Raw genomic sequence first — 12,938 nt, 5'->3', positions numbered from 1 at the left:
CGAACGCGGACCGTTTTGCCATGCGCTTATGCATCCGTTGACGGGAACTTGCAACGAACCTGAACGTTCCGCACCGATAATCTTCTAATTCGTCGCTTCCTGCCGCCCGTCCGTTTCCGCCTGAAACACGTAACGGGTTCCCCTGGAAGGCGTGAAGCCGACGATCAGCAGCAGGATGGCCGCGGCGACGAGAAGCAGCATCGGAACGGTCCAGTTGCCGACGGTTTCGTGCAGCATCCCGAACAGCAACGGGCCGACGGCCGCGAGCAGATAACCGATCGACTGGGCCATGCCCGAGATCTCGGACGCTTCCTGCGCGGTGCGCGTGCGGAGGCTGAAGAACATCATCGCCAGGCTGAAGGACGTGCCGCCCGCCGCGCCGAGCACGATAACGGAGGCCGCGGTCAGGACCAAGCTCCCATGGGCGGCCAGCAAGCCCGCGAAGCCGGCGAGATAGAAGCAGCAGGTGGCGACCAGCAGGCCAAGCTGGCTCGGCAGCCGGCCGGCCAGGATCGGGATCAGGAAGGTGAACGGAATCAAGCCGATCTGCAATAACGAGAGCATATAACCGGATCGGGCGCTGCTCATCCCCTGATCCAGCAGCATATCGGGCAGCCAAGCGACGAACACGTAGAAGATGAACGATTGCAGGCCCATGAAGAGCGTGATTTGCCAGGCCAGCCCCGAACGCCAGACGGAACGCTTCCTGGCGGTCGTCCCGGCGGCGATACGGACGGTAGCGGTATTATGCTTCAACTGCGGGATCCAGAGCAGGACCGCGGCCAGGCAGGCGATCGAGATGACCATCAGCGTGCCTCGCCAGCCGTAACCCGTCCGGGAAGCGATCGGTACGCTGACGGCCGAGGCGGTCGCGGCAAAGCTGTTCATGGCGATCGAATAAAAGCCGGTCATGAGGCCGACGCGCAGCGGGAACTCGCGTTTGATCAGCGCGGGCAGCATCACGTTGCCCGCGGCGATGCCGAGCCCGGTCAAGACCGTGCCCGCCAGCAGCGCGAACTCGCTGCCGGCATCGCGGACAAGGCTGCCGGCGAACATCACAGCTAGCGCGACGAACAGCGTATGCTCCATGCCGTACGCGCGCGCCATCCGGGGCACGAAAGGGGAAAGCGCCGCGAACGCGAGCAGCGGCAGCGTAGTCAACATGCCCGCCAAGGTGCCGGATATCGGCATGTCCCCGCGGATCAGCTCGATCAAGGGACTCATGGAAGTCAGCGGCGTGCGAAGATTGGCGGCGATCATAAGGATGCCGGCAATCAGCCATGCGGCGTTTCGGCCGTGCGGCGGGCGTTCGGGATGCAAGGCCGACGCGCGTGCGTTCGTAGGTGTCATCGGAATCTTCCTATCTATAGATAAATGAGGTCAAGGATGGCAAGGTCAGGCGTCTAGATCATGCTTGCGGAGAACGCTTTTGTTCACGGCGATGTACGCGTCGACTTCCTGGACGGCGCGATCCGCATGTCGATCCCGGATCGCCTGCAGCAGCGCGGGATGACCGACCAGCGCGTCATCGCCGAATTCCGTCGTGCTGGCGATGGACATCTGGATTTCCTCGAACAGATTGGCGTAGATATCGGTCAGCAGCGCATTATGGGAGGCGGCCGCGACCGCTTGGTGCAGGAGCCAATCCGCGCGGACGAACCGCTCCAGGTCTTGTTCGCGGAAGGCCGTCATGCACAGGCGCCGACAATGCTCGAGCGTCGCCAGATCCTCGTCGGTACGCTTGGCGCAGGCGAGGGCAACGGCCTGCCTGTCCAGCGCGTGCCTGACCTCGATCGTCTCGAGCAGCGTCGAATGCTGCACGCGCTTCTGCAAGATCGCGTTCAGCGCGCTGGTGGCCTTGACGAACGTGCCATCGCCTTGCTTCGTCTCCAGCATGCCGACATGCACCATCGCGCGAACGGCTTCGCGCAGCGTGTTGCGGCTGACGCCGAGTTGCTCCATCAGCTCGGTCTCGCTCGGGATGCGGCTGCCGGACGGCCATTTCCCGGAGGCGATCATGTCTCCCATTTCCTTGTAGACCTGATCGGCGAGCGAGGTACGGCTCAGTTTCTTCAGCAACGGGGATCGCTCCTTTTATTTACTAAACGTAGGATGTTTGGTTCATTGGTCAAAGTTATCGTATCCCATTCCTGCGTGAATGTAAATGAAATGGCTGATTAAATTGCTCGCACGATCGTTTTCAGGAGACTCGAATGCATGGTTTGCCGGGCCGAGGCCAGGTCGTTTGTCGCCGATTTTGCATAACCGGGGTGGCGCATGCAAATACTTCCAAAGAATCCCGATCATGGATCGCCGCCTGGAGGTACATATGGATAATCGGAAGACGCCGATCGCACCTTCGGTCGTTCGGAATGTGGAGACGCTCAGGCGCCGCTTCGCGGATCACGGGTCGATCAGCTTCCATCTGTTCGAATCGAGGGCGGGCGAGCCGGTCGCGGCCGCGGCATACGTGAACGTCCTGGTCGACGAGAAGAGACTGTACCGGCAGCTTATACCGCCGATCGCCGAGCGCTTTCGCGCGGATGGCGCGGACATCGAATCGGTCGCGGAAGCGGTCCGCGCCCTCGGCATCGAACAGCCCGCGTCGGATATGGAGGAAGCGGAGCGCCTGATCACCGATGCCTGCATCGTGCTGTTCATCGAAGGCATGACGGAAGCCCTCGGCATGAATTTGCCCGGTTACGGCAGACGCGCGATCGAGGAGCCGATGCTGGAAGTGAGCGTGCGCGGTCCGCGCGCCGGCTTCATCGAAGATCTGAACACCAATATGGGGCTCATTTACCGCCGGCTGAAGACCTCTAAGCTGAAGAGCAAATCATATGTCGTCGGCAATGAGAGCCGGACTGACGTCAAGCTGCTTTATTTGGAGGATCAAGCGGACGTCCGCGTGCTGCGCGAAATCGAGCGAAGGCTTGCCGCCGTCCGGTTGAACGTCGTGGTGGACAGCGCCCAGATCGAGGAATGGATCCAAGACAGTCCCTATTCGCCGTTCTCCCAGATCCAGAACACGGAACGGCCCGACCGGGTCGCGACGGCGTTGAATCAGGGCAAGGTCGCGATCCTGACGGACGGAAGCCCGAACGTGCTGCTGGCGCCCGCGATCTTCACCGATTTTCTGCATCCGAGCGAGGATCTCTACGAGAAGTTCTACTTCGCGAATTTTCTTCGCGGCTTGCGCGTCATCACCTTGTTCGTCTCGCTCTTTCTTCCATCGGTCTATATCGCGCTCACGACGTTTCACCTGGAAATGATTCCGACCCCGCTCATGCTGACGTTCCTCTCGACGAAAGCCGGCATCCCGCTGCCGACGTTTCTCGAAGCGCTGTTGATGGAAATCGCCTTCGAGGTGCTGCGCGAAGCCAGCCTGCGGCTGCCCCAGGCGATCGGCCAATCCGTCAGCATCGTCGGGGCGCTCATCATCGGGGAAGCCGCCGTCCAATCGGGCATCGTCTCGCGGCCGATGGTGATCGTCGTCGCGTTGACCGGCATCGCGTCCTTTACGATCCCGTCGTTCAATACCGCCATTACGCTGCGGATGCTCCGGTTTCCGCTTATCTTCGTCGCGGCGTGGACGGGCGTGCTCGGCATCGCGCTCAGCATGTTCGCGCTCGTGCTGCATCTCTGTTCCTTGAAGTCCTTCGGGGTCTATTACATGCCCACGCTGGAACCGAAAAGGTGGCGGGATGTCGTCGGCCATTACGTGCTGCTGCCGATCAGACATCGCAGTCTGTCCAAAACGGAGGCTTCGCCGGAGTCGCGGGAAGGTCTCGAGCATGAGTAGGTTTAGACGGTTCGCCGCGCTCGGCTTGCTGACATGCATGCTCGTCGGATGCTCGCCGGATATTCGCGAGATCAGCGATATCGCGCTCGTCATGCTGACAGCGATCGACTACGACGAGCAGAAGCGCGACTATGTCTTCACGATCAACTGCATCGACGCCTCAACGAACGACGCCCAGAATTCCGCGAAGAAATTGGAATGGATAGCCAGCGCATCCGGCAAAACCATCTTGGAGGCCGCGCGCAATTTGCGGAGCCGTGCCGGGAAAATCCTGGTCTGGCAGCATGACAAGTTTTTTCTCATCGGGGAAGGCGCGGCGCGGAACTCGTTATACGAGGTCGTGGATTTCCTGTCGCGGAACCGGGATATCCGGTTATCCGGCTATCTGGTGGTCAGCCAAGGGACGGCAAGCGACTTGATGCGGATCAAATCCGAAACCGGCGATCTGATCTCGAACGAAACGGTCGGCAGAATCAAGAACGAGCAATTGTGGGGCAAGAGCCTGTCGCTCACGATCAAGGACGTCGCCGATTATTACGGAAATCCCTACCGGGGGTTCGTGACCGGGAAACTGAGCCGATCCATGCCGGTCGCCGGCGACCGCGAGGTGCTGTTCCTGAGCGGAGGCTCCGTCATTCATCAAGGGAAGCTCGCGGGCTGGCTGCCGGGCAAGGACGTCCTGGCGATTCATTTGATCATCAAGAAGAAGTACTGGCGCGAGCTGGAGTTTCCGCAAACCGTGCCGTTCCGGTCGGCCAAGATCAGCTTGCTGATGAGGGTGGCCAATCGGTCGGTCCGCATGCGTCAAACGGACGGTCAGCCCGTTTTCGACGTCCGAATCGGCTTGACGGGCACCGTGCTTACGATCGACAAGCAGGTGAATCTGGCGAATCCGGATACGCTGCGGGAGCTGGAGCTGGCCGCCGGACGGTTTATCGAGGGGGAATTGAAGGCGAGCTTGAATCGGTTCCAACAGCAATTGAAGATCGACGTCGTCGGGTTTTCGGATATCGCGAGAAAATACCACCCGCAAGCGTGGAAGAGGATGGAGAAGACGTGGTCGACCGCCATATATCCGACGGTTCCCGTTCGCGTCCATGTCGACGTATCGATTCCGGCGATCGGAATGAGCAAAGTTCTGGGAGGAGATTGACATGATCGGATATTTCGTAATTGCGGCCATTGCGGCCTACGGAGCGTGGCATTGCGCGAGGTTGTGGAGGCGAGGGAAGCTGCGCGAAAGCGTCGTGCTCGGGCTCGTATCGTCCGTAGTGGCCGCATACCTCTTGCCGGGGGTCCGTCATCTGCCGACGGCGGAATCCATCCATGCATGGTTATACCGGCCGCTGTCGGATTACGTGATCGAGTGGCTGAATGTATCCACGGAGGTTAACGTCCCGTGATCCGCGAACGGATAACGCCGTTTCAGCTGGGCTGTCTCTGCTTCTCGTTCCTGTCGGGATTCTCGACCCTTTACTTGCTGGAAGCGAAACTGCTCATGCAGGACGTTTGGATTGCTAATTTGACGGCGTGTCTGTTCATTCTGATGCTGTTGAAAATGAACGCTTACGTGCAAAATCAATACCCGCATGCCAATATGAGCGACATCATCGACATCGTGCTCGGCAAATGGCTCGGCAAGCTGGCGCATGCCTTTTATCTCCTCGGCATGCTGGGCCTCGGGGTGCTGTCGCTGCGCTCGATATCGGTGTTTTATACGTCCGCCATTCTTCCGGGCACGTCGCCTAATCTGATCATGCTGCTCGTCGTGATCGTTACCACGTACGCCGCGTCGCTTGGACTGAGCACGATCGCCAGGTCGGTGCTGGTCATTTTGCCTTTCTTCGTCGTCTCCATCGTGGCGATCGGCTTCTTTATTTACCAAGACGTCGAAGCCAATCCGTTCATGCCGCAGCTCCAGCACCCGCTTCCGCTGCTCCTGTACGGGTCGTTGATTTCGTTCGGATTTCCGTTCTGCAAATCGTACGTGATGGTGTTCCTCTTCTCGGAGGTCACGCACCAGAAAAAGCTGTTCAAATCCTGTTCCATCGCCGTCGTGTTCTCATGCGCGTATCTGCTGATCGCAACCTATCTCACGATAGGAAGCTTGGGCGACAACATGTTCAAGACGGCCATGTTTCCGTTCTTCTCGTCGATTCAGCTGGTGAAGTTCGGCGAATACATCGAGCGGATCGAAATCCTGATCATCGCCATATGGACGATCATGACGATGTACGAGATTATCGTGCTGCAGTACGTCTTCGTTCAGATCGCGGGCAGGCTGTTCGGGATGAAGGCATTGAAGCCTTTTTATTTGCCCGTCGGGGTGTTCTTCTTCGCGGTGGCGACCAAAAGCTTCGTGAATCCGGCGGAGCTGGTCGCGTACGACCTGAAAATCCTCCCGGTTTCGGTTAATTTGAACGCCGTGTTGGTCCCGGTGTGCGTGTTTGTGCTGACCTTGTTCAAGAAGCGGGGCGGATCTGTTCAGGAGCTTAACCATTCGTAGAAAGCAAAAAGGAGCGATCGGCAGGAGGGAGTCTGCGCGAGTGCTCCTTTTGGTTATTCAAGACAGGACCTGCAGCCGCAATTCCGCATTGACGTACCGCGTAATCCGTTCCAACAGCATCGAGATGGCATCCGGGTAGAGCTTGTGCATCAGGATCGCGCCTTCGACCATCGAGAAGATAAACAGCGACGCGTCGCGCGCATCGACTTCCGGCCGAATCTCGCGATTCGCGATGCCGGTCCGAATGGTCTCCTCCGTGAAACGCAGCACGTCGTCCATCGCTTCCTTGGCTTGCAAGAAGAGGGGCTCGGAGACGAAGCGGGTTTCGCTGGCCATGTTGGCGATCGGGCAGCCGCCGGGATAGTCGACCCGGCAATAGGCGGTCAGATAAGCGAGCAGCCGATCCACGGCATTCGGGCCGGCTTCCTCGGCCGCGCGGTACACGTATTCGCCGAGCGCGGCGCAGTTGTGTCTGAACGATGCCAGGGAAAGCTCTTCTTTGTCGCGGAAATGATTGTACAAGCCGCCCTTCTGCAAGCCGGTCGCATCCGTGATTTCGGACAGGGTCGTGGACAAATATCCGCGTCGATTGAGCAGCAGGGAAGTCTGCTCGATGACATGCTGTTTGGTTTTCTCGCCCTTTCGAATGATGGATCCCTCCCGGTAGAGAACATATTGCATCTATTGTAGTCGCAATGAATCGGCTCGTCAATCCTAATAAAAGACAGTACGTTCATACTTTCAATATTGAATGAAGCCGGGATCGTCTGCATCGCCCGCCGCGAGTTCGTGATCGACCGGAGCGGCGGCGAAGCGCTATGTTTTGAAGGCAACCATGCATTTCACTGCGATCGCTGCGGCCGGATAAAGTCCGGGATGCAGGAATTCGCATTTTTTACAGCTTTATTTCCGCTTTTCGCGGATCTCGCAGTATACGGGCACGAGCGGTCTGCGCGATTATGAAGGAGGAAGGAGGGAAGCAAGCGGTCGATCATAGAAAATCGGGCATTTCGCAGTCAAACTATGGAATAGAAAAGAGGGACTCATGACGATGACCAGAAATACCCGGCAATCCGGGTCATGGAAAATGAAAGCGATCCGTTTATTCGGCGCTGCCGCGCTGCTCCTGCCGGCCGTGCCGGCAACCTCGGCTTTTGCCGCCACGATCAATGTAACCGCTTACGGCGCGAACGGAAGCGATACGGCGGACGATTTGACCGCGATCCAAAACGCCGTCAATGCCGCTTCGAGCGGGGATACGGTGCTGCTTCCGGCAGGAACCTACTATCTATCCGGGACTGTCAACGGCAAGACCGGCGTCAAGATCGCCGGCGCGGGCCGCGACGTCACGACCGTGAAGCCGATCGCTTCCTCGGCGACGACGTTTTTCTACCTGCATAACGTCAGCAACGCGGAGGTTTCGGACATGACGCTGGACGGCAGCAGCAGCACGGTCCTGCTGTCCGCGGTCACCTCCGAGTCGGGCGACGGCAACAAGATGCGCCATTTGCGGGTCAAGGATCTGGCCGCTTCCGCCGGCTTCGGGCCGTTCGCGCTTTACGCGATCGGATCGACCAATCTCGAGATCTCCGACAACATCGTCTCGAACAGCGGCGTCAATTCCGATTGGGGCGCGGGCGTGCGCGCGGGCTGGGGCTCCAGCCATGCCCTGATCGAGAACAACACGATCTCGAATACGGGCCGCGGCGGCATCTTCGTCAATGACGACAGCCCGTACGCGACCGTCCGCGGCAATACGATCACGGGTACCGGCAAGCATATGGAAGGCCTCGGCATCGAGCTGCACACCAACGTCGATTACTCCCTCGTCGAGAACAACAACGTCGACCACTGGATCAGCGCGGTGCGCTCCAAGTACATCGCGGTACGCAACAACGTCGTCAAGGCGAACGACGGATCCGTCGGCAACATGGGCCTCGAGGTCATGGTCGACCACGGCATCACGTCGGGCAACCTCGTGGACGGCGGCCAGCAGGTCGGCATGCAGCAGTCGCCGGGCACCGGCTATCAATTGTGGAATTACAACACCGTCCAAAATATCGTCATGTGGGGGATGCAGCTCCAAGGCGCGGGCACCGGCTTCACGGAGCAGTATCAATACTTCTACAAGAACACCTGGCAGAACGGTCCGACCGGCAATCCGGCCGCGGCGTATCCGGGCTACGACGGCAACGCGGTCCGCATCCACGGCGATACGAAGAACATCGTCTTCGACAGCAACCAGATCTTGAACAACGGCCGCAAAGCGATCGAGATCACGACCGCTTCCGGCACGGACCGCCTGAGCTTCGTCAACAATACGATCACGGGCAACGGCGGGCCTTCGATCGATCAATATCCGTCCTCCGCGGCCGATCTGGAGTGGAGCGGCAACACGGTGAGCGGCAACGGCACGAACACCCAGTTGACGAGCCGCGGCTTCGGCGACGCCAAGCCCGCGGCGAATTTCACGGCGCCGCTGACGGTGCAGCTCGGCCAGCCGATCACCTTCACGAACACGTCCACCGATAACGGGACGATCGTCGAGACGCTGTGGGATCTGGGCGAGGGCATTCCGGTCACGACCGCAAGCCCGACATACACCTATCAGAAGGCCGGCACCTACCATGTCATTCTCGGCGTCTGGGATAACGGCGGCCGCGCGAGCGTGAAGGAACAGACCGTCACCGTCTTCACGGGACCGCCGGACACGACCGCGCCGTCAGCGCCGGGAAGCTTGACCTCGCCGGCCAAATCGAACGTCACGGTGAACTTGTCCTGGACGGCTTCCACCGATAACGTCGGCGTAATCGGCTACGATATCTACAAGAACGGCACGCTCGCCGGCTCTACTTCGGGCGCGACTTCCTTCGTCGTCACGGGCCTGACGCCGAGCACGGCGTACGGCTTCACGGTCAAAGCGAAGGATGCTTCGGGCAACGTATCGGCCGCCAGCAACATGCTGAACGTGACGACGGACGCGGGCGACACGCAAGCGCCGACGGCGCCGTCCGGCTTGAGCTCGCCGGCGAAGACGGATACGAGCGTCAGCTTGTCCTGGACGGCTTCGACGGACAATGTCGGCGTCACCGGGTACAACGTCTACAACGGAACGACGCTGGCGGGCACGACGTCCGGCGCCAATGCCACCTCCTTCACGGCGACCGGCTTGGCTTCGAACACGGCGTTTACGTTCACGGTCAAAGCGAAGGATGCCTCCAACAACGTATCGGCCGCCAGCAACGCGGTGACCGTGACGACGGATCCGGCCGCCAATTGGGTCAACTGCGCGGGCGAGAACAATCCGTGCAACTTCACGGGCACGAAGCAGGTGCGCTACGGCGTTCCGGGAAGCTACGTCTACGGCACGTTCACGAACACGATCATGTGCTCCAATAATGGATTCGGAACCGATCCGGCCCCGGGTCAATACAAGACCTGCGACGTGAACCTGGCAGGCGGGGGCGGAAGCGGCGACACGCAAGCGCCTACGGCGCCGACGGGACTGACTTCGCCGTCGAAGACGAGCAGCAGCGTGAATCTCTCGTGGACGGCTTCGACGGATAACGTCGGCGTCACGGGATATAACGTGTACAACGGCAGCACCCTTGCCGGTTCGACGACGGGGGCGACGACCATTACGATCGGCAGCCTCGCGGCAAGCACGGCGTATACGTTCACGGTCAAAGCGAAGGATGCGGCGGGCAACGTCTCGTCGGCGAGCTCGGCGCTGAACGTCACGACGAACGCCGGCAGCGACACGCAGGCGCCGACGGCGCCGACGGGATTAACGTCGCCGTCGAAGACGAGCAGCAGCGTGAGTCTGTCGTGGACGGCCTCGACGGATAATGTCGGCGTCACGGGCTACGACGTCTACAACGGCAGCGCGCTTGCCGGTTCGACGACGGGGGCGACGACCTTCACGGTCAACGGCCTCGCGGCAAGCACGGCGTATACCTTTACGGTCAAAGCGAAGGACGCGGCGGGCAACGTCTCGTCGGCGAGCTCCGCGCTGAACGTGACGACGAACGCGGCCGGCACGCCGACGAACGGCTTGCTCGGGCAATACTATGCCGGCGATTTCGGTACGCTGGCCTTGTCGCGGACCGACGCGACCATCGATTTCGATTGGGGCGGCGGACGCCCGACGGACGACGTGCCGGGCGAATGGTTCACGGCGCGCTGGACGGGCAAAGTCCAGCCGCAATACTCCGAGACGTATACGTTCTACACGAACACGGACGACGGCGTGCGCCTGTGGGTCAACGGCGTGCAGCTGATCAACAATTGGGTGTCCATGAACGGGGAGCTGAGCGCGACGATCACGCTTACCGCCGGCGTGAAATACGACCTGAAGATGGAGTTCCTCGAAAACGGCGGCAACGCGCACGCGCAGCTGTCCTGGTCCAGCGCATCCCAGACGAAACAGGTCGTGCCGAACAGCCGCTTGTTCACGAGCTGATTGATCGCGAATCCGCGAGAACGAAGGAAGCAGCCGTCCCGCATGGGGCGGCTGCTTCCTTGTTGTAACGAAAGTACGGAAGGCGGGTGAATTGCCGGGGACGTGCTTCCTTGCGGCGATCACGATACAATAGAAATCGTCAAGCGGCAACCGCGCCTCGCGATGCGTCGGAAGCGCGGCAATCGAATGGAGGCATGCGGCATGAAATTAACCGACGAGCAAATCATCGGCGAAGTGGTCGAGGCGATGGCGATTCACGGCGGAGATGACGGTATTCAACGCATTCAGACGGCCCATCGGCTCAAGCTCGCCCGCTTCTGGGGCATCGAAGAGGGGGACCGCGTGCTTGAGATCGGCTGCGGGCAGGGCGACACGACGGCCGTGCTTGCTTATTTGGCCGGGGAGAGCGGCTTCGTTCACGGACTGGACGTCGCCGCGCCGGATTACGGAGCCCCGATTACGTTGCGGGAAGCCGCCGCGCAGCTTCCGACATCCAAGCTCGGCGGCAGGCTGCGCATGGATTTCGAGACGGATGTGCTGTCGCCGGAGATCGATTTTCCCGAGCGCGCCTTCGATAAGATCGTGTTATCCCATTGTTCCTGGTATTTTCAATCCGCCGAGCAGCTAACGGCGGTCTTGGTCAAAGCGCGAAAATGGGGCCGCACGCTCTGCTTCGCCGAGTGGGATGCCAGAATCGCGGACATCGGACAGTACGCGCATTGGCTGGCGGCGTTGATTCAGGCGCAATACGAATCGTTCAAGCCGTCCAGCCTCGCCAATATCCGCACGTTGTTCACGCCGGATACGATCAAGGAAATCGCGGCGGCGGCCGGATGGAACGTAAACGCGGAAGGATCGCTCGATTCGCCGCTTCTGCAGGACGGACATTGGGAAGTGTCTTACACGCTGAGTCAGGCGCGCGCGGAAATCGGCGATCTGCGCCAGGTGCCGGACAAGCTGGCCGCGCTCGTCGAATCCGAGCTGGCGCTCTTGAAGCAAGCCGCGGCCGCCCATGGCGTCAAACCGATGTCGGCGTTCGCGTTCACGGCGAAGCAAATTCAAGACGTGTAGTCCCGGCCCAGGCCAAGCTCCGTCAGCAGCTGCCGGTACGCGATCGAAGTCCGGTCGGCCGGGATATGGGCTTCCGCCGTCAGATCGAGCGGGAGATCCTCGGGGGTCTGAGCTTCGACCATTTCCCGGTCCTCGGCGAACACCTGCAGGTTGAAGGCAATCGTGTCCTCGGCCGGGACGGATTTGTCGAAGTTGCGCGAGACGGGCGAGAACAGCCGCGTATATCGGGCGGATACCGGGGAGGCGCAATTCAGGATCATCAACCTGCCGTCGTTCGGAAAATGAACCGTGAGCGAAGCCGCGAACGGCGCGAACACGCGAAACGCCCGCAGCCACATGAACCCGTCCGGCGCCGGATTCTCCTGGCCCTTGCCGTAATTGCTGACCGTGCTCCAATAGTCGGCGCGCAGCTCGTTTCCTTCCCGCGCGACCTTGTACTGCGGCACCTCGGTGTTGTTGCGGTCGCCGAACGTTTCGGTGTGCACGTAGGCAAAATGCGACACATCCAGGAAGCCCTCCATCTGACGCCCCGCGGAGCCCGCGATATCGAAGCCCGGAGGGAGCACGTTCACGTAGTCGGGATCGTCCCACGCGGGGAAGTCCGGGATCGCGGATTCGGACGCTCCGGCAAGCGACGTCCAGATCAAGCCGTAGCGTTCCACGGCCGGATATAGGATTAATTTCAGCTTAGGCGAGATTTTGGCGCCGGGATGGGCGGGAACGGCGGTACAGGCGCCTTCGCAATCGTACCGGAAGCCGTGGTAGGGACAGACGATTTCGTCGTTCTCGATCCAGCCCTTGCTGAGCGGGGCGCCGCGGTGGAAGCAAAGGTCGCGGGCGACCACCACGTTGCCGCGGCTCCGGTAGCAGACGAGCTTGACGTCGAGCAGCTTCGCGGCGACCGGCTTATCCGCGATGTCGCCGGCGATCGCGATCGGATACCAGTATCGGGCGAGCACCTGCCAATCGTTCGGCGTGAACGTGCAGTCGCGGGGGAGTTGCAGGCGGGAATCGGCGGACGGGTTCATGGCATTCATGTGGAATCGCTCCTTTTGCATAGGGATGGGTACCAAAAAGCCCCAAGCGGAAGAGGCGGG

The 12,938-nt window shown here is 60.5% G+C and carries 10 protein-coding genes; 6 read left to right on the top strand and 4 right to left on the bottom strand.

What is annotated here, in order from left to right; all coding sequences use genetic code 11:
• Positions 1–84: 84 nt before the first annotated feature.
• Together GT019_RS04955 and GT019_RS04950 are read right to left on the bottom strand one after the other, a co-directional pair.
• Positions 85–1,350 (bottom strand): CynX/NimT family MFS transporter, encoded by a 1,266-nt coding sequence (locus tag GT019_RS04955; protein WP_161741641.1) that lies wholly within the window; start codon positions 1,348–1,350, stop codon positions 85–87.
• 45 nt (positions 1,351–1,395) lie between these two features.
• Complete coding sequence (locus GT019_RS04950) at positions 1,396–2,079, bottom strand: FadR/GntR family transcriptional regulator (protein WP_161741640.1); 684 nt, start codon at positions 2,077–2,079, stop codon at positions 1,396–1,398.
• A 250-nt stretch (positions 2,080–2,329) separates the two neighbouring features.
• On the opposite strand from GT019_RS04950, the gene GT019_RS04945 reads away from it, so the two are divergent.
• Genes GT019_RS04945 through GT019_RS04930 form a run of 4 tightly spaced genes read left to right on the top strand, consistent with a single transcriptional unit; the run spans position 2,330 to position 6,308 of the window.
• A complete protein-coding gene (locus GT019_RS04945; RefSeq protein WP_161741639.1) occupies positions 2,330–3,802 on the top strand; it encodes a spore germination protein in 1,473 nt (490 codons plus the stop codon).
• Positions 3,795–4,955 carry a Ger(x)C family spore germination protein gene (locus GT019_RS04940; protein ID WP_161741638.1) on the top strand — a complete coding sequence of 387 codons (1,161 nt, stop codon included), beginning with the start codon at positions 3,795–3,797 and terminating at the stop codon, positions 4,953–4,955. The genes GT019_RS04945 and GT019_RS04940 overlap by 8 nt, the downstream gene beginning before the upstream one ends.
• A gap of 1 nt (position 4,956) precedes the next feature.
• Positions 4,957–5,205 (top strand): hypothetical protein, encoded by a 249-nt coding sequence (locus tag GT019_RS04935; RefSeq protein WP_161741637.1) that lies wholly within the window; start codon positions 4,957–4,959, stop codon positions 5,203–5,205.
• Positions 5,202–6,308, top strand: coding sequence for a GerAB/ArcD/ProY family transporter (locus GT019_RS04930; protein ID WP_161741636.1), 1,107 nt, complete (start codon positions 5,202–5,204; stop codon positions 6,306–6,308). The genes GT019_RS04935 and GT019_RS04930 overlap by 4 nt, the downstream gene beginning before the upstream one ends.
• A 57-nt stretch (positions 6,309–6,365) precedes the next feature.
• On the opposite strand, the gene GT019_RS04925 is transcribed toward GT019_RS04930, so the two are convergent.
• On the bottom strand, positions 6,366–6,989 hold the full coding sequence (locus tag GT019_RS04925; protein WP_161741635.1) for a TetR/AcrR family transcriptional regulator: 624 nt from the start codon (positions 6,987–6,989) through the stop codon (positions 6,366–6,368).
• A gap of 364 nt (positions 6,990–7,353) precedes the next feature.
• On the opposite strand from GT019_RS04925, the gene GT019_RS32425 reads away from it, so the two are divergent.
• On the top strand, positions 7,354–10,770 hold the full coding sequence (locus GT019_RS32425; RefSeq protein WP_161741634.1) for a fibronectin type III domain-containing protein: 3,417 nt from the start codon (positions 7,354–7,356) through the stop codon (positions 10,768–10,770).
• Positions 10,771–10,971: 201 nt separating this feature from the next.
• Positions 10,972–11,841, top strand: coding sequence for a class I SAM-dependent methyltransferase (locus tag GT019_RS04915; protein ID WP_235946902.1), 870 nt, complete (start codon positions 10,972–10,974; stop codon positions 11,839–11,841).
• On the opposite strand, the gene GT019_RS04910 is transcribed toward GT019_RS04915, so the two are convergent.
• Entirely contained in the window at positions 11,829–12,878 is a 1,050-nt protein-coding gene (locus GT019_RS04910) for an aromatic ring-hydroxylating dioxygenase subunit alpha (RefSeq protein ID WP_328803907.1), read from the bottom strand. The two genes, GT019_RS04915 and GT019_RS04910, sit on opposite strands and share 13 nt — an antisense overlap.
• Positions 12,879–12,938: the final 60 nt, after the last annotated feature.

Origin of the sequence: Paenibacillus glycinis, assembly GCF_009909185.1 — a bacterium.
Lineage (GTDB): Bacteria > Bacillota > Bacilli > Paenibacillales > Paenibacillaceae > Paenibacillus_Z > Paenibacillus_Z glycinis.
This window is presented reverse-complemented; position numbering and strand designations above follow the sequence as displayed.